This window comes from Streptomyces sp. NPDC049970 (assembly GCF_040660235.1).
Taxonomy (GTDB): Bacteria; Actinomycetota; Actinomycetes; order Streptomycetales; family Streptomycetaceae; genus Streptomyces.
In genome coordinates this window covers 42,045-63,555 of record NZ_JBFALP010000020.1, presented here as the reverse complement: position 1 = coordinate 63,555, position 21,511 = coordinate 42,045, and the positions used below count along the sequence as shown (strand labels likewise).

Sequence of the window (21,511 nt, the reverse complement as noted above, 5' to 3'; positions counted from 1 at the left end):
CGTCGTGCTCCGTCACGACTCCCGCCACGCCGCTCCCCGTACCCCGCGCGGTGCCCGGAGACGCCAGGGCGTGGCGTGCTGTCGGGCATAGCTACGCCTCGGGGCCGGCTGTGGCGTGGATGTACTTGAGGACAGCGCGGTCTTCCACCCGGTCCGGTCCGGGCAGCGTGGCCCAGTACGGGTGTGTGATCACGAAGGTGGTCAGCTCCAGGATCCGGGCCCGGTATCCGGCGAGGCGCTCGGCCTGCTCGGGAGTGCAGCCAGGGCTGTCAGGCTCCTCAGGGCGGTGAGGGCTCGACGGCTCCGGAGGCTCCGCTGCATGTGCGCGAATTTCCCTTTCGACAGCACCCGCCTGGGAAGTCGGAGTGGAGCCGCCCTCCAGTGGCGTAGCCATCAGCTCCTATCGGCGTGTGAGGGCATCCAGGGCCGCGTCCAGACGCTGAGTGGCTTCGGCAGCGACGGGCTCGAGAGCGGGGAGGCAGGTGAGGGTGACCATGGTGGAGGGGTCGAGGGCCTGGACGAGGGTGTTGTCTCCGTCGCGGCGCACGACGACGTTGCACGGCAGGAGGAGGCCGATGCTGCGGTCGGCTTCCAGTGCCTGGCGGGCAAGGGGCGGGTTGCAGGCGCCCAGGATCAGGTAGTCCTCCATCTCATGGCCGAGTTTGGCCTGGAGGGTGGCGGTGACGTCGATCTCGGTGAGGATGCCGAAGCCTTGATCGGCGAGGGCCGCCCGGACGGCCGTGACGGTGTCGTCGAAGCCACTGTCGAGGCGGATGGTGCGGTCGTAGGACATTGATTCGTCTCCATTTGTGCGTGAACCTGCTGCGTTCCTGGATACCTTGCCGGGCCCCCGTCGGCGTGCAGGCACTGCCGTCGGCGGGGGCCCGGCAAGGTATCCACACCTACAAAAATACCCTGGGGGGTATCACTGTTACAGTGGAACGCAGATACCCCCCGGGGTAAAGCGATGTAAGAAAGGAGGCCTCCGTGTTCTTCGTGGACATCCTGGAGATCGAGGGTCTGGGAAACCGCAGCTACCTGGCCGGCGGTCGGGAGGCGGCCGTGGTGATCGACCCGCCGCGGGACGTGGAGCGGGTGGTTGCGGCAGCGGCCGGACGGGGCGTGCGCATCGCGTACGTGGCCGAGACGCACGTGCACAACGACTACGTGAGCGGCGGCCTGGAACTGGCCCGGCTGACCGGGGCTACGTACCTGGTGCCTGCCGCGGCCCGGGTCTCCTTCGACCGCACCCCGGTCGCCGACGGCGACACGCTGCCTGTGGAAGGAGGTCTGGCCCTGCGGGCGCTGGCCACCCCCGGCCACACCCCGCATCACACCTCCTACATCCTGCAGGAGGACGGGCGGGAGGTGGCCGCGTTCACGGGCGGATCTCTGCTGATCGGCAGCGTGGGACGCCCCGACCTGGTCGAGCCCCGGCTGACGGAGAAGCTGGCCCGCGCGCAGTACGCCTCCGCACACCGCCTGGCCGCGGAACTCGACGATGCGGTGCAGGTCCTGCCCACGCACGGGTTCGGCAGTTTCTGCTCCTCATCGCAGGCGGAGGGCGACTCCAGCAGCATCGGCCAGGAACGCAAGACCAATGCAGCGCTCACGAAAGACGTGGACACCTTCATCGCGGACATGCTCTCCGGGCTGGAGGATGTGCCCGCCTACTACGCGCACATGGGTCCCCTCAACGCGGCCGGCCCCGCGCCGGTCGACCTGACCCCGCCGAGGACGGCGGGCGGCAAGGAGATCGCCGAGCGGCTGGCCGCCGGAGAGTGGGCGGTGGACCTGCGCAGCCGTACGGCGTTCTCCGCGGGACACGTGGCCGGAACGGTCAACTTCGAGGCCGAGGGCAAACTCGCCACCTACCTGGCGTGGCTGATCCCGTGGGGCAAGCCCGTCACGCTGCTCGCAGACAGCCCGGCCCAGCTCGCCCAGGCCCAGCGGGATCTGGTACGGGTCGGTATCGACCGGCCCTCGGCGGCCGCCACCGGAGACCCCGCCGGATGGCTGAGCGAGGGAGAGGTGCTGCGTTCCTTCCCCCGCGCGGATTTCGCCGCCCTGAAGAAGGCACGTGAAGCCGACGAGAGCCTGGTGGTTCTGGACGTGCGCCGCGACTCCGAGCGCGCCGGCGGATACGTGCGGGATTCCGTTCACATCCCTGTCCACGAGGTTCATGACCGGGCCGGTGAGATTCCGGCCGGGACCGTGTGGGTGCACTGCGCCGGCGGGATGCGTGCGGCCATCGCCGCTTCCCTGCTGGACGCCGCTGGCCGTGACGTCGTCGCCGTCGACGACTCCTTCGACGCCGCCCTCGACGCAGGACTGGCCCTGACCACAGGTCCTGGTCACTGAACGGCTGTCCATCCACCGCATTCCGAGACCGGAGGGAAAACGCATGTTCCTCTTCCGACGCAGTACCGCCCGCGTCACCCCCGCCCAGGCACGCCAACGCACCACCGATGGTGATGCCGTACTCCTCGACGTGCGGGAGCAAGCCGAGTGGAAGGCCGGGCACGCCCCCGGCGCTGTGAACGCCCCGCTCTCCCTGCTGGTCACCGGTAAGGCCCTGCCTGCCGCAGCCGAGGGGCGGCCGCTGGTGGTGATCTGTCGTTCCGGGCACCGTTCCCAGCAGGCCGCGAAACTGCTGACCGAACGCAGAGTCGAGGCTGTCGACGTCAAGGGCGGCATGAACGCATGGGCGTCAGCGGGACTGCAGGTGGTCGACGACCGCGGAAGCAGTGGCCGGATAGCGTGAGTGTCCTTCTTCTCGCTGTCGTCGCCGGGGCAGTCATCGGCCTGGCCCTCGGGGCTCTCGGCGGTGGTGGCAGCGTCCTGGCCGTCCCCGCCCTGATCTATCTCCTCGACTTCACCCCGGGTGCCGCCACCACCGCATCGTTGATCATCGTCACCGCAACCTCGGCCACGGCTCTCTCCTCGCATGCGAGGTCCGGCAACGTGCGCTGGAAGACCGGTGCTCTGTTCGCGGCCGCCGGGATCCTGCCCGCCATCGCAGCGGCCACCCTCGCGGCACACGTGCCCGAAGCGGTTCTGACGGCAGCGTTCGCCGCGGTAGCGGCCCTCGCCGCGCTGGCCATGCTCAGGACGCCCGCCGCCGAGCAGGAACCGCGGCAACCCAGACCCGCGCGGGCAGCCGGGGCGGGGGCCGGACTCGGCGCAGTGACCGGATTCCTCGGGGTTGGCGGCGGATTCCTCGCCGTCCCCGCTCTCGTCTCCGCACTCGGCCTGCGCATGCGGGCCGCGGTCGGCACCAGTCTGCTGGTCATCACCGTCAACTCCCTGGCTGCCCTTACCGCCCGCGCCGACAGCAGCACGCCCCTGGACTGGGCGGTCATCGCCCCCTTCACGGGAGCCGCGATCCTCGGCGCCTGGGACGGCAAACGCCTCGCGACGAAAATCTCCGGCCCTGCCCTCCAGCGCGTCTTCGCAACTGTGCTGCTGGCCGTGGCCGCTCTCATGCTCACCGACGCCCTCACCTGAACCCGACCCGCAAGAAGTGTGCGGCCATGTCTCACCGGTACTCACCGGTGCCCCTCGCGTTAGACGGAACTGGCCGGACACAGCCCAATAGCCCATCGACACCTACGGAGCACCGCATCATGACCAGCCCCCACACCCTCGACACAGACCAGGCCCGCACCCGTCTCCACGAACTGATCGTCCTGGACGTCCGCACCTCGGGCGAATACGCCACAGGCCACCTCCCCGGGTCCCTCAACATCCCCCTCGACCACCTGAAGCAGGCCCTGCCCGACATCCGCCACGCGGCCGAGCGCGGCAACATCCTCGTCGTCTGCGCCTCCGGCGCCCGCTCCGAGAGCGCCTGCAACACCCTGTCCGCCCAAGGCATCACGACTGCCACCCTCACCGGCGGCACCGGAGCATGGGCCGCCGCCGGCCACCCCCTCCACCACCCCGACACCAACCGAAACACCACCTGGAGCATGGAACGACAGGTCCACCTCACCGCCGGCGCAATAGTCCTCACCGGCCTCGCCCTCGGCCGCCTGCGCCACGCCTTCCGCCTCGCCTCCGCCGGTGTCGCGGGCGGACTGGTCTTCTCCGCCCTCACCAACACCTGCGGCATGGCCGCCCTCCTGGCCAAACTCCCCCACAACCGCACCCACCAGGGTGACCTCGAGGTCACCCTCGCCGCCCTGCGCGACCACTGACCCCCGCAACCTAGATACCCCCTGGGGTACCATGAGGCGAGAGCACACAAGGCCGGGAGGCACCCGTGAAGGTCGACGACGACGCAGTCAACGCAGTCCTCAACCGCCTGCGCCGCGCCCAAGGGCAGCTGTCCGGCGTCATCGCCATGATCGAAGCCGGACGCGACTGCAAGGACGTCGTCACCCAACTCGCCGCCGTCTCCAAAGCCCTCGACCGGGCAGGCTTCAAGATCGTCGCCAGCGGCATGCGCCAGTGCATGAACGAAGCCGACGAGAACCAGGCCCCCATGACGGAAGAGGAACTCGAAAAACTCTTCCTCGCCCTCGCCTGAACACCACCCCCGTCGGCCCCCTCGGACGGCCGACCGGGATCAGCCCGCCGCTCAAGCCAGCCGGGACGGCGGCGTGCCTCCGAGTAGGGGCGGCACCCCAGAGCAAGGACTGCCGCCCCTACTCGGTAGCGTGATCACCGCGACCAAGCCTCAAGCGCAGGACAACGACAACCGCGGACTCCCAGGCTGAGGATTCGCCGCCCTCATGCTCGGCGCATTCATCGCCGAAGCGCTGTTCGCACTCATCGGCGGCTGGCCAAGCCTCGCAGGCATCGTCGTCACCGTGCTCCTCCCCAACCGGCTTCGCCGCCCACGTGCCCCGGTCATCTCGTTCGCGGTCCTGCAACGGGGCCGCTGGCCTCTGGGCCCGGCATGGCCGTTTCCCCCTGTCGCAGGCATGACCTGGGGGGGTGGTGTCACTCTGGAGGTGTCGTCACAGACGCTGATGAGAGGTCCGGCCCGGCGCAATGCCGGACAGTTCGCGGGCGGCAGGTCTGCACAACGTGGATGCGCGAGCACGACACCAACGCCCAGGCCGGCACCGTGAACACCCTTTGTCGAAGACCTTCTCCCGGCCGGGGTCAGCCCGTGCCCGTGATGGGCACTCTTGCCGACGTCCAGGCCCAGGAAGACGTCCACCTCAGTGGTGTCGAACATCCGCTACTCCCTCTCCCTGAGCAGCTACCCGACAGCGAGCCGAAACTGCGGGCCGTGTTCGAGAAGCTGGCCGCGAAGTTCGGCACCGCCCTGGTGATCGTGGACCAGCCCGCTTCCATCGGCGCCCTGCCCCTGGCCGTCGCCCCGGACGCAGGCTGCAAGGTCGCCTACCTGCCCGGCCTCGCGATGCGCCGGATCGCCGACCTCTGGCCTGGCCGCGCGCGCACCGACCACGGCGACGGCCAGGAGGCGGACGCGGCGGCCGACAGCAAAGCGCCGGCCGACACCGCGCACACCACCCCGGACACGGACGAGGAGACACCAGAACTCGGTTCCGCAGACGGCGCGGACGGCGGCGAGCGGGACGAGCACGCGGGCAGCAGCCCGTCCCGTTGCTGCGGTTCTCCCTCCCCCATCACCCCGGAGACGTCGCCATGTTCCTGCGCATCCGCATCCTGCACCCCGACTCCGAAGTCTGGCTGAGCGGATACAACGCCCTGGGCACAGGAGACCGCGTCCACCTTGAACTCCGGCGGGTAATTCTTCGTGCCCACGAGATGTCCGTTCGCAGATCTTCAGGATCCAGTGTCTCGTGTGTCCAACATCCGGGGTCAAGACCCGATCGTCCTGTCGCCCTGGTTCATCGTCGCCTCGCTGATCGGCTGGGCCGTCGTGGGCACAGCGGTCGCGGACGGACAGGAGGCGGGGAAGTGGGCGACGCTCCGGACTCCCAGTTCCGGGACACCGACCGGCGGGTCCGCAACATCGACCTGCAGGTGGGCGGTCTCGACAGCCGGCTGGACGTTCTGGAGGGCGAGCACGAGCGGTTGAAGTCCCGGTTCGGCTACACCCAGGACCTGGACCACGAGCTGCGTTCCATCCGCGACGACATCTCCGGCCTGAAGACCACGACCGAGGAAGCCGACGGCCGCCTCGACGAGCTCGATGACCGCGTCACGGCCGCGGAGCGGACGGTGAAGAGGCTCACCCGGCACGTGCGGCTGGTGGAAGGCCAGGTCTTCGATTGTCAGATCCCGGTCCGCGAACGGTCGAACGCTCTGCTCAGCCTGTGGAAGGCACGGGCATTTCCTCTTGGCCCCTGCTTTATGTCTGCCGAGCTCACTCAGAAGAAGCTCAAGCGTGGCGCCCACCGTTCCGTCCAAGCACTCGAACGCGACATCCGGGCCTGGATCGCGCTCGGTGTGCCGTGTCTTCAGATGGACTGCCGCACGGCCCTGGCAGAGCCCTCCGAGCTCTCCGTCACAGCGGCCGAGCAGATGCCCTAGCCGCACCCGGGGCCGGGAGTTGGGTTCGGCTCGCCGCCGAGATGCGGGTCCGGTCCGAGCGGGGGCGATGCACCGGGATCGCCCCCGCAGAGCTGCCACTCGGTGTCCGGTGCGCGCGGCGTCCGTCCCTGCCGGGCTCGAGTTCCGCACTTCTCGGGAGAGTTCCCGACGCCTCTCGCTCACGAGCCATGGCCTGAAACGGAGCGGATCCGGCGCACGCTTCCGGCGGAACGGGTGTTCCGGTCCGCGTTCGCACGGAAATCCTCGGCAGTCGGCGCGGACACACTTTCCGAAACAGGCGTGAAACGGGCTCGCCAAAACGAATAAACGGGCGCGCAACGCCACCGAACCCCGGACCACAGTCTTTTGTTGCCCGTAAGGAATTACTTGACCCGCGGAGGCGGCCATTCCTAGGCTCTGAGGCAATCACGCGGAACGAATGGGACACCTCGCGTGAACAGCATTCGCCCTCGCGACGCCCCCCTCCCCCCACATCTGAGCGCAGAAAGACGGTATCGAGCCGTGGTCACCCGCATTGCAGACACCCTGGGCGTCGGAGAACGGGCGGCGAGACGCTTCGGCGGGTTCACCAGCGGCTGCCCCGGGCCGAGCGCGGCGACTGACGGCAGGCACTCCCCCAAGCGTCCCTTCCTCACCTTCCCGACCGACCGGGCTGCCCCCAGAACGCAACCGAACTTCCTCTGAATTCAGCCCGGACTGCGCTCCGATCCCAAAGGACATCCACTTTTCCGTTCTCGGCATCTGCCGCGACTTCCCCACGTCCCCCATCAAGCGCGTTTCCCTTCGGGTACCCACGCCCGATTTCCCGCTTTCCACGAAACGGCTTCGCCTTCCGAATCCACCAGCACGTCACTGCACCCGCCGACACCACGAAAGGTGTGTGCCATGTCCACCCCCACGACTGTCACGTGCGACACCTGCGGCACCTCACTGCCCCGGACCAAGCAGTCCCGCACCTCGCAGCCCCGAGCCCGCCACTGTTCCAACGCCTGCCGCCAGCGCTCGTACCGGCTGCGGCAGAAGTCGGGCGGCGTGGAGGCCGGGCTGAGCAGCGAACTACTGACCCAGCTGAGCAGCTTCGTCGGACGCACCGACGAGCTGGTCGAGCTGACCCGCCTGCTGCACGAGGTGCGGCTGCTGACGCTGACCGGGCCGGCCGGCGCGGGCAAGTCGCGGCTGGCCCTGGAAATAGCGGGTCAGGAGGCGCGCGGCCGCCGCAGCGACGTCTCGGTCGTCCGGCTCGGTGCGGTCACCGACGCCGACGCGGTGCGCCGACGGATCCTCGACGCGCTCGGCGACGAGTCCGACCAGAGCGCGGCGGGGGCCTCGGCCCGGGACCAGCTGCTCGTCCTCGACGACTGCGACCATGTGCTGTACACCTGTGGCACGCTGCTGACCGAACTGCTCCCCGGACGGCCACGCCTGAGCGTGCTGGCCACCAGCAGGGAGCCACTCTGTCTGCCCGGCGAGTCGGTGTTCTCCGTGACCGGTCTCGCGCTCAGCGATCCCGAGTCCGTCAACTCGCTTGCCGACGGGCTGCGTTCCGACGCGGTCACACTCTTCATGGACCGGTCGCGCGCGGTCGCGCCGGATTTCCGGCTCACCCGGGGAAACGCCGCTGACGTGGCGGAGATCTGCGCACGCCTGGACGGACTTCCGCTGCCGATAGAGATGGCCGCCCGGCTGGTACGCGTCTTTCCGCCCGCGGAGATCCGCTCCCGGCTGCACGACCGGCTGGCGCTGCTGACGAACGGCTGGCGGCTCGCCGACGACCGCCACCAGAGCCTGCGCGCCTCGCTGGAGTGGGGGTACGCGCTGCTCAGCCCGGTGGAGCAGGCCCTGCTGCGCCGGCTGTCGGTCCTGCCGGGCGGATTCGGTCCGGACGCGGCCACTGCGGTCACGGCGGACGTCCCGGCGGCGACGGCCGCGCTGCCTGAGCTGCTGGTCGCTCTGGAGTCGAAGTCCGTCATCGCTCCCCCCAGCGGTGCGGACGGCGGCGCCGCCCGGTTCCGGCTGCTGGAGTCCACGCAGTGCTTCGGACAGGAGCAGCTCCTCGCCGAGGACGAGGACACGGCGGTGTACGAGCGCCTGTTCGGCTGGCTGACATCGTTGTCCCTCCCGTTGCGGAGCGAGGCTGTGGTGCCGGTCGCGGCGCTGGAGCGGCTTGCCGAGGAACGCGTCAATCTCGCGCACGCGGTGCGGCGCATGGGACAGGGCTCCGACGAACGCCAGTTGCTCTTGGTCGCGGCGTTGGCCGCGGTGGAGGCGGCGCGGGGGCGGAGTGCCGAGGTGGCCGGGCTCGTGGAGCACGCTCTGGAGCAGACCGGGCCGCACTCCGACCACCACGCCCTCGCACTGGAGGCAGCGGCCCTGACCGGCCGAGGCGCGGGGCACGGCGGGGCGGTGCGACGGATGGACCAGGCGGTCCGGGAGGAGCGCCTGCGGGGCCGTTCACCCTTGTTGGGGCGGCTGCTGCTGGTACGGGGGATCCTGCGCCAGGTGCGGGACGAGCACCGGCCATCGGTCGACGACCTGGAGGAGGCACTGGAGATCGGGCTGCGGTACCAGAACGACACTCTGGTGGCGCTGAGCCGGGGCGCGCTCGCCCGGCACCGGCTGGAGAGCGGCGACCCGGCCGGCGCGGAGGGTGAGCTCACCCGAGCACTGCCCGTACTCCGCGGCCGGGTCGCCCCGCAGTGGCTGAGCTCCGTGCTGTCCACCGTCGGCGCGCTCGCTCTGGAGAAGGGCGACCTGAAACGGGCGGAGGAGCACTTCGCGGAGGCGTTGCGCTGTCGTACGTACCATCACGCGGACTCCGCACGGGCGTTGGAGGGACTGGCGCTGGTCGCGAGCCGCGGCTACCGGTACGACCGGGGAGTACGGCTGCTCGGCGCGGCGGAGCGAGTGCGGGGCGATGGGGGCGGGTTCGAGGAGAGCGGCTGGTGGCGGCAGCGTGTCGGGGAGGCGCGCGACGCGGTGCTGCGGGCGCTTCCCGTTGGCCGGGCCGAGACCTGGCTGCAGGCCGGCCGCGAGATGCCCTGGCGGCAGGCGCTGTGCCTGGCGCTCGGCGACGAGCCCGCGCAGTCCCGGACCGAGAGGGCCGTGCATCCGCTGAGCAGGCGGGAGCAGGACGTGGCCGCCTTGGTCGTAGAGGGATTGACTAACCGTCAGATAGCGGCGCGTATCCATGTTTCGGTGCGCACGGTGGAGACGCACATTCGCCATATCCGCACCACGCTGGGGTTGCGGTCCCGGGCTCACATCGCGGCGTGGGCGGCGCAGCAGCTGGCCGATCTCCCCTCGGCAACTCCGGCGCCGCACCCGCTGCCGGATCCCCGTGTACCGGTCGGGGGCCGGGACGTCCGGCCACAACTGCGGGGCGCGTAGGGGCCGCGGGGCGGGCCCGCGACGCGGGCGGCCGGGTTGACTCGGCGGGCAGGGCGAGGACGGAGCTCCGGGTCCGCCGCAGGTGAGTCCTCAGGGCCCTGGTGCCGTCTCCACCCTGATCAGTGCCATCGCCGCGTCCAGGGCGGTCTCGACCTCGTGAGGTGTCGAGCCGACTGCGATGACATGACCGAGCCGGTCGTAGGCGTCCCGGGGCGGGCGGACCGTGCGGCCGGGGACCGCGGTGGTCACGACGGCTTCGACGCCGGGGACGCCGGCGGCGGCTGCCGTCCCGCCGATGCCGGTCAGGAGTCCGGCGCCCGTGGCGGTCAGGAACCTCAGTCCGGCGTACCGGCTCCGGTCCGCGGTCAGGGCGAGGGGCCGACCGGTGACGGCGCGGAGCTGCTGGTCCAGCAGGTCGATTCCGGTCGCGGCGCGAACCAGTTCGGGGATCATGCCGCCGGCCAGGCGTCCGTTGATCTCGATCACGACAGGTCCCTGCGGGGTGAGTCTGATCTCGATGTGGGATGGGCCCAGTTCGAAGCCGATCGCCTTGAGCGCCTGCCGCGCGCACTCCGTCAGTTCGGCCTCCGCCGTGCCGGGCAGAGCGGCGGGAAAGAGGTGGCCGGTCTCGACGAAGTACGGCAGTGCGGTGGCGGTCCGCCGGGTGATCCCGACGCACAAGGCCTCGCCGTCGGCGCAGAACATCTCCACGCTGTACTCGGGAGCGTCCACGAACTCCTCGACGAGTGCCCTGCCCGGCCGCGCCTGGCCCCTGATGTTCTCGGCGGCGGCGAGGATCTGCGCGGTCTGCGCGTGGGCGCTCGCCACGTCGGCGCACCAGCGCACGTCCTGCGAGCCTGAGCCATCCGCCGGTTTGACCACGCAGGGCAGGCCGACCCGGGCGACGGCCGCCGCGACCGCGTCGGCGCTGTCCACGACGACGTGGGCGGGCTGCGGTACACCCGCTGCGCCCAGGGCGGCGCGTGCCAGTGACTTGTCACGGCAGAGCCCCGCGGTGCCTGAGGCGTGTCCGGGCCGTCCGAGCGACCTGGCCAGGACTGCCGTGTGGGCGAGGTAGAAGTCGCTCGTGGTGGTGACTCCGGCGACGGTGCGCCCCGCGGCAGCCGAGTCGGCGGCGGCGCGGACGGCCGCCTCGTCCTCGGTGTCGCAGAGGACGGCGGTGCAGCCGGTCCCCTCCAGCTCCGGGTAGCGGGTGGGGTCCTTGGTGAGGAGGACGGGGGCGAGGCCGAGCCGGGTCGCGGTGCGCAGCGCCAGCATGCCGGTGCCGGTGGTGTTGGACTCGACGAAGACCAGGACCGGGCGGTCTCCGCGCGGAATGGCGGCGCAGGACCAGGTGCGAACGGTCGTGCCGAAGAGCACCTCGGTGGGTACGGCGGCGATCGGGCCCTCGGGCCGGTGCTGGTAGACGGTGTCGGTGTAGCGGTCGCCTCGGTCCGGCATGATGCCGACGATCCGGGTCCCGGGGGCGGCACGGGACGCGAGGTGGGTGAGGACGCGGTAGACGGAGCCGGAGGTGTTGCCGGCGAAGATCTTCTGTTCCCGTGCGAGGCTCCGGGTCGCGTCGAAGGCCTCGTCGTCGGAGAGCCAGTGGATCTCGTCGAAGAGCCGGTAGTCGATGTTGTCGGGGTAGAGGCTGTTTCCGAGGCCGCTCTGTCTGCGGGTGGCGACGTCGGGCTGGCCGAACAGCACGCTCCCGACGCAGTCGACGCCGACCACCTTCAGGTCGGGCAGGTGTTCCAGGAGCGCGGCGGAGGTACCGCAGAGCGAGCCGCCACTGCCGACCGAGCCGACCAGGACGTTGACGGTGCCGAGGTCCTCCAGGAGTTCGGCGGCGAGGGTGCGGTAGGCGGCCGGGTTCTCCGGATTGCTGTACTGCTGCGGCCACCAGGCGCCCGGCAGGTCGCGCATCAGTTCCGCGAGGCGTTCGAGGCGGGCGCTCTGCCAGCCCTGGGCCGTCATGGCCCCGACGACGTGCACGCTGCAGCCCATCGCCTCGAGCTTGGCGAGGGTCACGGGGTCGATCCGGGGGTCGGTGACGATGTGCACGGGGTGCCCGAGATAGGTGCCGACCAAGGCGACACCGAGGGCCATGGTGCCGGAGGAGCTCTCCACGATGGGGGCGCCCTCTCGGAGCACGCCGGTGCGGCGGGCCTCCAGGATGACGCGGCGGGCGACGCGGTCCTTCATGGCGTAGGGATTGAGCAGTTCGAGTTTGGCGTAGACCTCGACGTCCTCGGGGGCGTCCACCCGCAGCCGGACGGCCGGGGTGTTTCCGATGGCGTCGACGAGGGTGTCGTGTCGCATGCGCGCTCCTCGGGGTGTGCCGCGGTCAGCCTTCCATGGCCTCGATCAGGCTCCTGGGCCGCAGGTCGGTCCAGTTCGCCTCGATGTGGTCCATGCACGCCTCACGGCTGTCCTCGTCGTGGGCGACGGTCCAGCCGTCGGGGACCTCCGCGAACGCGGGCCACAGCGAGTGCTGTCCCTCCTCGTTGACGAGGACCATGAAGGTGGCGTCCGGGTCGTCGAACGGGTTCATCCGTCCCACCGACCTTTCCGTGTCTTCGCGCGGCAGCCGGTCCACCGCAGCGCCGTCATCCTCACGGCACGCGTCGGGCCGGTCCTCGGTGGGATCCACCGTTACGGCGGCGAGAGGGACGCCGACCCGCGAATTCCCTGCTAGAACAGGGTTCCCTGGCAGGGGAGTTCAGACCAGCGGCAACCGCCCGGGACACGGATGGGGAGGCACTGCGACGCGACACCCCTTGTTCCGCACCCGAGAGGGGTTCGGCACCCGGGAGGGGTGCCTTCCTCCTGCTCCGCCGCATCGCCCGCGGTGTGCGGGGCCGCACCGCCCGGTACAGACCAAGCGCCCGTCACCACCACTGTGAGGACACGATGTACAGGGAACCGCCCTCCCACCCCGTGCACGGCCGCACCTTCACCCAGGACGCACGCAGAGCACAGATCGTCCAGGCCACGATCGAAACGCTGGCCGAGATCGGTTACGCACGAACCTCGTTCACAGCGATCTGCAGACAGGCCAATCTCAGCAGCACAGGCCTGATCTCCTACCATTTCGCGGGAAAGCCTCAGCTGCTGCGGGAGGTCGCGCGGACCGTCCTGGAGAAGTCGGGGACGCTGCGTGCCGACAGGGTCGCACAGGAGATGACGTATCGCGGGAAGCTGGGCGCCTACATATCCTCGCACTTCGACTTCATGACCGTCTTTCCGGCGCACGCCCGGGCGCTCAGCGAGATCACCGAACTGGTCCGGGAAGGGGCGGCGCCCGGTCTCGACGACGTCGCGCGCGGCGCCCTGTCGGTGGAGGGCCTGGTGGTACTGCTCGAAGAGGGCTGCCGTGCGGGCGAGTTCCGCATCCCCGACCCGGCGGTGCTGGCACTGGCGGTGCACGGCGCGATCGACAACGCCGTCCGCCATCACGAGCTGTTCGCCGTGGCCGATCCGGACCGTCTGGCGCGGGAGCTGACGGACATCTTCACGCGGTGCACGCTGTCCCCGTAGCGGTCCGTCGCGGCTGTCCGGGGAGCGCGTACGGTGGCCCGCACGGTGACGTGCGGCACGGGGGCCTGTCGCTCGGCGGTCCCAGGGTGGGTAGGAGTACCTGCGGCGACGGCCGCCGGACCACTCGGGAACAGGACGACACTGGTGCTACTGGAACGCGAGGCGGAACTGGCGTCGGCCGCTGTCCGCCTGCGAGGTGCCGCGGCTGGACACGGCTCCGTGCTCCTGGTCGAGGGGCCGCTCGGAGCGGGCAGGTCGTCGTTCCTGGAGGCCCTCGCGCAGCGGGCGGAGCGGTTCCGGGTGCTCCGGGCTCAGGCGTCCCGCTCGGAGCGGTGGCTGGCCGGTGGGGTCGTCGACCAACTGGTGGAGTCCGCGGGCTGCGACGAGGCGACGGCGGAGGCGGGCAGCGGGCGGCGGTCGCGGGAGGACGCGCCTCGCGGGCCGACCGCTGAGCGGGTGCCGCTGGGGACCGTGTTGGAGGGCCTGCCCGGAGAGGACGGAGTGCTGGTCATTGTCGACGACCTGCACTGGTCCGACGCGGAGTCGCTGGCCGAGCTCTCGAGGAGCGTTTCCGAGCGGCGCGGCCGACGCGTCGTGTTCGCCTTCTCGCTGCCGTCCGGCGCCGTACCGGACCCCGGCTCGGTGCTGCGGGGGCTGGTGGACGGGGCGGACGTCAGGATCGGGCTGCGCGCCCTGGGTCCCGGGTCGGTGCGCCACCTGGTGGAGGCGGCCCTGGGCGGTCCTGCGGACGAGGCGTTCGTGGAGGCCCTGCGGGTGCGGTCCGCCGGCAGTCCGCTGATGCTGCGGTCCCTGCTGGACGAGGCGTACGCCCTCGGCCTGGAACCGCGGGCCGAGCACGCGGAGCTCGCGCGTACGCTCCGCTCGGACCCCCTGTGCCAGTACCTGTCGGCGTTCCTGCGGTCCCGGCCCGGCTCGGTCCGCCGGGTCGTGCACGCGCTGTGCGTCCTGGGCTTCGAGGCGGACCAGCGGGTCGCGGCGCGGCTGGCGGGTCTGAACACTCCCGGGTACACCGAGGCGGTCGGCTCACTGGACCTCTGGGGGCTGGGCCGGCCGGGGGCCGACGGGTCCGGCACCCTGGTGTGGGACGCGCTGGCGGACGGCATTCCGGCTGACGATCTCACCGTGCTGCGCAACCACGCGGCGGTGCTGCTGCACCGGGCCGGGCATCCGATGGAGGCCGCGGCCGGGCATCTCCTGGCGGTGCAGACGCTGCGGGCTCCGCAGGCGGTACGGATCCTGCGGGCCGCCGCCGGGAGCGCGCAGGCGCGGGGGGCGCCGCGCGACGCGGCCCGGTATCTGCGCAAGGCCCTGTCGGACGGCTCGTGCACCGGGCTGCTCCGCGCCCGGGTGCTGGCCGATCTGGTGGCGGTGGAAAGGGAGTTCGCGACCGTCGCCGCGCTGCGGCACGTGGTCGAGGCCCTGCCGTTGTTCGACTCCGCCCGCGACCGTGGCGCGATCGCGGTCCAGTTGGGACCGCTGCTGTACCAGCCGGCGGAGTCAGGCATCGCCGTCCTGACGCGGGACCTGGCCGCGGAGCTGGGGAGCGCGGACGCGGGCGACGGCGCCGCGGCCGAACTCGCGCTGCGCCTGGAGGCCCGCCACTACGCCCTGGGCGACCAGGACCCCGTGATCCTCCGGGCCGCACTGCGCAGGCTCGACGGGCTGGGCCGGCGACCGCCCGTGCGGACCCAGGGGGAAAGGGAGCTGCTCTCCGCGCTGGTCCACGTCGCGTTCGTCACCAACAACGCGTCGGCCGAGCGCGTGGCGGACCTCGGGGGTCCCCTGCTGGCCCTGGAACCGCCCGACCCGCGGCACGCCCACACTCCCCTGCCGTTGCTGGTGAACGCCCTGACCGCAGCGGAGCACACCGAGATGACGGTCCACTGGCTGGATGCGGTGGGACGGCGCGTCGACCCCCGGGGTACGGGCGCGGAGGCGGCCGTGCTGCGGGCGGAGCGCGCGTTGGTGGCCCTCTCCCACGGTCGGACGGCCGAGGCCCGGCGGGCCGTCGTACGGCCCGATGCCGTGCCGGACCCGGAGGCCAACGCCCTGCCGGCCATCTGCTCCGCAATCCTCGCCATCGTCACCCTGCACGGCGACGAGCCGGAGCTTGCCGAGGAGTTCCTCACCGGCGATCCGCCGCGGCGCCAGGACCAGTACCACGCCGCGCTGCTGCACATGGCGCGCGGCCTGCTCGCGGCCCGGCGCCGACGGGACCCGATCGCCCTCCACCACTTCCGTACGGCGGGCGAGCGGCTGGAGCGCATCGGCTGGACGAATCCGGCCGTACTGCCCTGGTCCTCGCGCGCGGCACTGCTGCACCACCGGCTCGGAAACCAGGAACAGGCTCTGGCCGCTGGACAGTTCGAGCTGGAGCGGGCCCGCCGCTGGGGCGCCCCCTCCGCCGTGGGGCGGGCGCTGGTGGCGCTGGGCCGGGTCACGCCCGGCAGACGCGGCACGGCGGTGCTGGCGGAGGCGGTGTCCGTGCTGGAGGGATCCACGAACCTCGACGAGCTGTGCCGGGCACTGTACGCCTACGGCAGCAGGGAGGGCGTGGAGGGGAGGCGGGCCGGCGAAGCCCTGCGGCGGGCGCGCGCGCTGTCCGTCGTCTGCGGTGCGGACCGGGTGACGCAGCAGATCCGAGTACAGATCGGCCGGAGTCCCGCCGCCCCGGAGCTCACCCCGTCCGAGGCTCGGGTCGCGCGGTTGGCCGCGAACGGTCTGCGCAACGCTGACATCGCGCAGCGGCTCCAGGTGTCGAAGCGGATGATCGAGAGGTACCTGACCAACGCGTACCGCAAGCTGGACATCAGCGGGCGTGATGCACTGCCGCCGAACATCGGAACGGAATGAGCGGCACACCGAACCCCGGACCACAGTGTTTTCGCACCGGGCAGATGTTTGCTTGACCACACAGGATTCCGCTTCCTACCATCGACATTTCACTCGATCATGGTGCGATCAGGGCCGGGGGCATGCCCTGGGGAGGCGGTCTGTATCGCTACGACGGGCGCCCACGACCAGCAGCCGACGGCCCGACGGGGCAACCCGCCGCTCGTCGAACGCGAGCGCGAGACGGCGGTGCTGCGCGAACTGGTCCGGCGGACCGCATCGGGGCGGGCCGGTCTCGTCGTCGTCAAGGGGCCGGGCGGTATCGGCAGGACGACGCTTCTGCGCGCCCTCGCCCACGAGGCGCAACACCGCGGCCTGCGCGTCGTGGAGACGGCGGGGGCCCGTGTGCGGACCCTCCGCCTAGGTGCTCCGGACGCCGCGGGCGTCGACGGTCAGGCCCTCGCGCGGGTCGGCCGGTCACGGGCCTCGGTCGGGCAGGTCCGTGTGCTGCCCGCCTCCCCGGCCGTCGTCGTGCCGCCGCACGGTCCGCTCCTGACGTACCGGCAGGTGGTGGGCTCCGCCACGGCGACGCGTCCGACGCTTCTTTCGATCGACGACGCCGACCGCGCCGACCTGGAGTCGGTCAGGGTGCTCGTCCGGATGCTGCGCGCCCGGCACGACCGGCCCGTCCTGCTGGCCCTGGGCTGGCGCGACGGCGAGGAGTCGGCGGCGCCCTTGGAGTGGGTGACCCGTTCGATGTCAGAGGTAGTCAGGCCCCGGCCGCTGACCGGGGCGGGCATCGGCACGGTCGTGCGCCGCCTGACGGACGGCACCGTGGACGCGGGCTTCCAGGCGGACTGCCTGTCCGCGACCAGCGGCATCCCCTCGTTGGTGACGGGCCTGGTGGCCGGGATGCGCGAGCTGGGCCTGCCCCTGACCAGCGCCGGGCTGACGGCGGCGGGCGAGCACGACATCCCGGTGTTCGGTGAGCGGGCGAGGCGCCTGTTGCACGGGCAGCCCCCCGCCGCCGTAAGCGCCGCACAGGCGGTGGCCGTTCTGGGCGAGGGGACGCTCACCACGGCCGGAGCGGGTCTTGCCCGGCTGGAGACAAGCGCGTTCGCACGTTCCCTCCGGCGTCTGGAGGCGGTCGGGCTGGCCCGGGGCTCCGGTCCGGAAGCCTGGTCCCTCGCACACCCCGCCGTCCGCGCAGCGGTCCTGAGGAGCACGCCGCCCCGGACCCTCACGGACCTGCACGGGCGGGCCGCGCGGCTCCTGCACGACAGCGGAGCGTCGGCCGACGACATCGCCGAGCACCTGCTCGGCGCACCCGCCGTGGCGCGTACGCCGTGGGCGCGCACGGTCCTGCGGGAGGCGGCCGGCGCCGCGATGCTCCACGGGGCCGCCGAACACGCCGTGGAGTTGCTGAGGTCCTGTGTCACGCCCGGCCACGAGGACGCCTGCGACCCCGCGCTGGTGGCGGAACTGGGCGTCGCCGAGAGCCGGGTGGACCCGGAGGCCTGCATCGGGCACCTGACGTCCGTGCTCGACCGCCTGACCGATCCCGACCTGCGTCTGCCGGCGCTCAGCGCACTCGTCGGCGCCCTGACCCGCACCGGAAGGACGGGACACGCGGCGGCGCTGCTGGCCGCCCAGGACAACGGTTCGACCGCCGGAAGGGCACGTCTGCAGCTGCTGGAGGCGGACATGCTGATGGCCGCGACGGACAGTCTCGGCGCCTGCTCGAGCCTCCTCGAAACGGTCTCCCTGCGCCTGGACCTGCCCGGTGCGAGCCCGGAGGAGCGGGCCCTCCTCGCGGGCCGCGCCTTCCTCGCGACGAGCCGGACGGAGCGCGTCTCCCAGGCTCTGGCCGCGGTGAACCGGGTGCTGTGCGTCGCCACGCCGATCACGGACTCCCCCGTCACACTGGCCGCAGCGGCGGCCACACTGACCTACGCGGACCGACCGGCAGACGCCGCACACGTCTACCAGCAGCTCCTGGAGGGCACCGACACCGTGCCCGACCGGCTGCGGTCCGGTCTGCTCGCCCTGGACGGCGAGGCAGCCCAACGCCTGGGTCGCCTCGACGACGCGCTGCGGACCACGGCCGAGGCCCTGGGTTCGACGCCCGGCCCGCGGTTCACCCATCATCAGGCGCTGGCTGTGGCGGTACGCCTGCATGCCCTGCTCGACAGGGGCGACGTCGACGCGGCCGAGGTCCTGGCCTGCGCGGTGCCGCCGGACGTGATCGACGACGCCTGGCAGTGGAACGAGTTCCTCGGCGCCCGCGGGCGCCTGCGGCTGGTCCTGGAGGACCCCGGGGCCGCCGTGGCGGACTTGACGGAGTGCGGCCGCCGGCAGGACCTGTGGCAACGGGCGAACCCGGCCGTCTCGCCCTGGTGGTACTGGGCCGGACACGCCCACCTGGCGATCGGCGACCGCGCCGAGGCGGGCCGGCTCGCCACCCGGGCCGAGGAACTGGCCCGCGCCTCCGGCCTCCCCGTCGCCCTGGGGACAGCCCTGGAACTGTTGGCCTCTGCGAGTGACGAGCCGGGTCGGCTTCAGCTGTTCGCGGACGCCGAGAGCACGCTGGAGCACGGAGGCGCCCCCCTGGCGCTGGCGCGGGCGCGCGTGGCCCGCGGTCGTGCGCTGCTGCGGGCCGGGCACACCGGCGAGGCACGGACGGTGCTGCGTCTGGCGTGGGAGGAGTCCCACACCCTCGGGGCCCGCGCCCTCCACGACGAGGCGCACGGCCTGCTTCTGAGCGCGGGGGCGCGGCCCCGGCGCTCGGCTGCCCGCAGGTCGGGCGAACTCACCCGCAGCGAGAGGCAGGTGGCACGGCTTGCGGCGACCGGTCGGACCAATCTGCAGATCGCGGAAGTACTCTTCGTGACGCGCCGTACGGTGGAGGTCCACCTCACCTCCGTCTACCGCAAGCTCGGCCTCTCGGGGCGCAAGGAGTTGCGCGGTGCGCTGGGCCGCCCCCGGCCCGCCGGGGACGTCCTGGCGAAGGGCGGGCAAGAGCTCTGAAGGCCGGGGCAGGTCGGTCTCCCGCGGTCACGGAACGTACTTCCTTTCCGGCGCTCTGCCCGAACAGGGTCAACCGTGCTTACTCTTGGAGAGGTCGCGGAGCCAGGCGGTTCGCCTGTTGCCCGCCGGGTCCGACCCCTCAGCGGGACTGGGCCCCTTCCATCCCCCACCCTCGTGTCAGTCAGCTCCCCGTCGCGCGGAGCGCTGACCGTCCCTCTCGACCGGAAGGAAACGGCATGACCGCTTTCGAGGTGGAGCAGATCGCAGAACGAGTGCACCGCTACTACGCGTTGGTGGACGACGGTGACGTGCCGGGCGTCGTCCGGCTCTTCTCGGCCCACGCGGTCTACGAGCGGCCGGGCTACGACCCCATCGTCGGGAGGGAGGGGCTCGACGCCTTCTACCGCCGTCAGCGGGTCATCGACCGGGGGAGCCACACGGTGCTCAGGCTGGTCGTCGGCCCTCAGGACGCCGCTGTCGAGGGCGAGTTCCGCGGGACGTTGAAGGACGGCAGCGAGGTGGACCTGCGGTTCGCCGACTTCTTCCGACTCGACGACGACCTGCTCTTCGAGTTGCGCAACACGTACTTCTTCTCGGCGGCTGTGTGAGCGCGGGGCGCCGCCCGGTGTAACGACGGCTCACACCGATGCCGCGCCGACCGCGGCCCACCAGGATTCCGTACGGACGACCGCGTCATGGTCGCCGCCGGCCGATCACGTCGGCCGGTCCCCTCGCTCCGTCGGAAGGCCCCGTATGAGCAGTACCGGCGATTCGGAATCGGCGGAGTCGTTCGATGTGATCGTCGTCGGAGGCGGCCCCGCCGGGTCGTCGGCCGCGACCTTCGTGGCCATGCAGGGCCACCGGGTCCTGCTCCTGGAGAAGGAGAGTTTCCCCAGACACCAGATCGGTGAGTCCCTGCTGCCGTCGACGGTGCACGGGATCTGCGCCCTTCTCGGCGTGTCCGATGAGCTGCACGGCGCCGGATTCACGAGGAAGCGCGGCGGCACGTTCCGCTGGGGCTCCAACTCCGAGCCGTGGAGCTTCGACTTCGCGCTGTCCGAGAAGTTCGCGGGCCCCACATCGTTCGCCTATCAGGTCGAGCGCATGAAGTTCGACCAGCTGCTCCTGGACAACGCCAGGCGCAAGGGTGTCACGGTCCGGGAACGCTCCGCGGTCCGCGATGTCCTGGAGGAGAACGGCCGGGTGTCCGGGGTCCGTTACGAGTACCAGGGCGGCGCCGAACGGGAGGCGCGCTCCCGGTTCGTCGTCGACGCCTCGGGCAACCAGAGCCGCCTGCAGGGCCGGATCGGCGGTCAGCGCCGCTACTCGGAGTTCTTCCAGAACATCGCCCTCTACGGATACTTCGAGGGCGGGAAGCGCTCCCCCGAGCCGAACAGCGGGAACATCACGTGCGTGGCCTTCGAGTCGGGGTGGTTCTGGTACATCCCGCTGACCGACACGCTCACCTCGGTGGGCGCGGTGGTCCGCAAGGAGTGCGCGGATCGGATCCGGGGCGACCGCGACCGGGCCCTGGCCGCGATGATCGCCGACTGCCCCCTCGTCTCCGACTACCTCTCCGAGGCCGAACGGGTCACCACCGGGCCGTACGGCGAGGTCCGCGTGCGCAAGGACTACTCGTACCTGCACGAAGACTTCTGGCGTCCGGGGATGACGTTGGTGGGCGACTCGGTGGGCTTCATCGATCCGCTGTTCTCCTCCGGCGTGCACCTGGCCACGTTCAGCGCGCTGCTCGCCGCGCGGTCCGTCAACACCGTGCTCCGCGGCGAACTGGACGAGGAGGAGTGCTTCGCGGAGTACGAGGCCCGGTACCGCAAGGAGTACCAGGCCTTTCACGACTTCCTCGTCGGCTTCTACGACGTCACCCGGGACGAGCAGCAGTACTTCGACGACGCCCGGCGCGTCACCCGGGACCCCTCCCCCGGCGCGGAGGCGTTCGTCGGCCTGGTGGGCGGCGGCGCCTCGGACGACACGGCGCTGACCTCCGAGTCATACCGCGACCAGCGCAAGAGGGATCTGCACCGGCAGTCACGCGACGTCCACCAGGAGGGGCACCGCATCCAGATGCAGGCCGCCTTCGGCGAGCCGGCCGACGACGTGCCGGCCGTTGAAGGCGGACTGGTCGTCGCCGGGGACGGTATGCACTGGGCGAGGAGCCCGGAGTCAGCTCCTGTGTGACCCGGCTGCG

General features: G+C 71.5%; 16 protein-coding genes and 1 pseudogene. 13 read left to right on the top strand and 4 right to left on the bottom strand.

Features of this window, described 5'->3' with window-relative positions; translation table 11 throughout:
* Window positions 1-91: 91 nt before the first annotated feature.
* Together AB0I83_RS26905 and AB0I83_RS26900 are read right to left on the bottom strand one after the other, a co-directional pair.
* Entirely contained in the window at window positions 92-394 is a 303-nt protein-coding gene (locus AB0I83_RS26905) for a hypothetical protein (RefSeq protein ID WP_363306455.1), read from the bottom strand.
* Window positions 395-400: 6 nt separating this feature from the next.
* Window positions 401-793, bottom strand: coding sequence for a DUF302 domain-containing protein (locus tag AB0I83_RS26900; RefSeq protein ID WP_356536435.1), 393 nt, complete (start codon window positions 791-793; stop codon window positions 401-403).
* A 194-nt stretch (window positions 794-987) separates the two neighbouring features.
* On the opposite strand from AB0I83_RS26900, the gene AB0I83_RS26895 reads away from it, so the two are divergent.
* The 8 genes and pseudogenes from AB0I83_RS26895 to AB0I83_RS26860 all read left to right on the top strand — a co-directional run bounded on the left by AB0I83_RS26895 (window position 988) and on the right by AB0I83_RS26860 (window position 9,882).
* A complete protein-coding gene (locus tag AB0I83_RS26895; protein WP_363306454.1) occupies window positions 988-2,361 on the top strand; it encodes an MBL fold metallo-hydrolase in 1,374 nt (457 codons plus the stop codon).
* A gap of 43 nt (window positions 2,362-2,404) precedes the next feature.
* Entirely contained in the window at window positions 2,405-2,764 is a 360-nt protein-coding gene (locus AB0I83_RS26890) for a rhodanese-like domain-containing protein (protein ID WP_363306453.1), read from the top strand.
* The gene (locus AB0I83_RS26885) at window positions 2,761-3,507 is read left to right on the top strand and encodes a sulfite exporter TauE/SafE family protein (RefSeq protein ID WP_356536430.1); all 747 of its coding nucleotides are present in this window, start codon (window positions 2,761-2,763) and stop codon (window positions 3,505-3,507) included. The genes AB0I83_RS26890 and AB0I83_RS26885 overlap by 4 nt, the downstream gene beginning before the upstream one ends.
* A 119-nt stretch (window positions 3,508-3,626) precedes the next feature.
* Entirely contained in the window at window positions 3,627-4,199 is a 573-nt protein-coding gene (locus AB0I83_RS26880; RefSeq protein ID WP_363306452.1) for a rhodanese-like domain-containing protein, read from the top strand.
* A 65-nt stretch (window positions 4,200-4,264) separates the two neighbouring features.
* A complete protein-coding gene (locus AB0I83_RS26875; protein ID WP_363306451.1) occupies window positions 4,265-4,531 on the top strand; it encodes a metal-sensitive transcriptional regulator in 267 nt (88 codons plus the stop codon).
* A gap of 675 nt (window positions 4,532-5,206) precedes the next feature.
* A pseudogene (locus tag AB0I83_RS26870) lies at window positions 5,207-5,419 on the top strand (transposase); the annotation flags it as partial.
* Between the two features lie 479 nt (window positions 5,420-5,898).
* Complete coding sequence (locus AB0I83_RS26865) at window positions 5,899-6,474, top strand: hypothetical protein (protein ID WP_363306450.1); 576 nt, start codon at window positions 5,899-5,901, stop codon at window positions 6,472-6,474.
* A gap of 906 nt (window positions 6,475-7,380) precedes the next feature.
* Window positions 7,381-9,882 (top strand): LuxR C-terminal-related transcriptional regulator, encoded by a 2,502-nt coding sequence (locus AB0I83_RS26860; protein ID WP_363306449.1) that lies wholly within the window; start codon window positions 7,381-7,383, stop codon window positions 9,880-9,882.
* A gap of 90 nt (window positions 9,883-9,972) precedes the next feature.
* Here the strand turns inward: AB0I83_RS26860 and AB0I83_RS26855 are convergent, their stop codons facing one another.
* Both AB0I83_RS26855 and AB0I83_RS26850 read right to left on the bottom strand, forming a co-directional pair.
* Window positions 9,973-12,207: a pyridoxal-phosphate dependent enzyme gene (locus AB0I83_RS26855; protein WP_363306448.1), complete on the bottom strand. Its 2,235-nt coding sequence runs from the start codon at window positions 12,205-12,207 to the stop codon at window positions 9,973-9,975.
* A gap of 25 nt (window positions 12,208-12,232) precedes the next feature.
* Complete coding sequence (locus AB0I83_RS26850; protein WP_363306447.1) at window positions 12,233-12,439, bottom strand: MbtH family protein; 207 nt, start codon at window positions 12,437-12,439, stop codon at window positions 12,233-12,235.
* Window positions 12,440-12,798: 359 nt separating this feature from the next.
* Here AB0I83_RS26850 and AB0I83_RS26845 point away from each other — a divergent pair, with 359 nt between their 5' ends.
* The 5 genes from AB0I83_RS26845 (at window position 12,799) to AB0I83_RS26825 (ending at window position 21,501) form a co-directional block, all read left to right on the top strand.
* A complete protein-coding gene (locus tag AB0I83_RS26845; RefSeq protein ID WP_363306446.1) occupies window positions 12,799-13,425 on the top strand; it encodes a TetR family transcriptional regulator in 627 nt (208 codons plus the stop codon).
* Window positions 13,426-13,569: 144 nt separating this feature from the next.
* On the top strand, window positions 13,570-16,299 hold the full coding sequence (locus AB0I83_RS26840) for a LuxR family transcriptional regulator (RefSeq protein WP_363306445.1): 2,730 nt from the start codon (window positions 13,570-13,572) through the stop codon (window positions 16,297-16,299).
* A 99-nt stretch (window positions 16,300-16,398) separates the two neighbouring features.
* The gene (locus AB0I83_RS26835; RefSeq protein WP_363306444.1) at window positions 16,399-19,305 is read left to right on the top strand and encodes a LuxR family transcriptional regulator; all 2,907 of its coding nucleotides are present in this window, start codon (window positions 16,399-16,401) and stop codon (window positions 19,303-19,305) included.
* A 236-nt stretch (window positions 19,306-19,541) separates the two neighbouring features.
* A complete protein-coding gene (locus tag AB0I83_RS26830) occupies window positions 19,542-19,913 on the top strand; it encodes a nuclear transport factor 2 family protein (protein WP_356536412.1) in 372 nt (123 codons plus the stop codon).
* A 145-nt stretch (window positions 19,914-20,058) separates the two neighbouring features.
* Window positions 20,059-21,501 (top strand): tryptophan 7-halogenase, encoded by a 1,443-nt coding sequence (locus tag AB0I83_RS26825; RefSeq protein ID WP_363306443.1) that lies wholly within the window; start codon window positions 20,059-20,061, stop codon window positions 21,499-21,501.
* The last annotated feature ends 10 nt before the right edge of the window (window positions 21,502-21,511 follow it).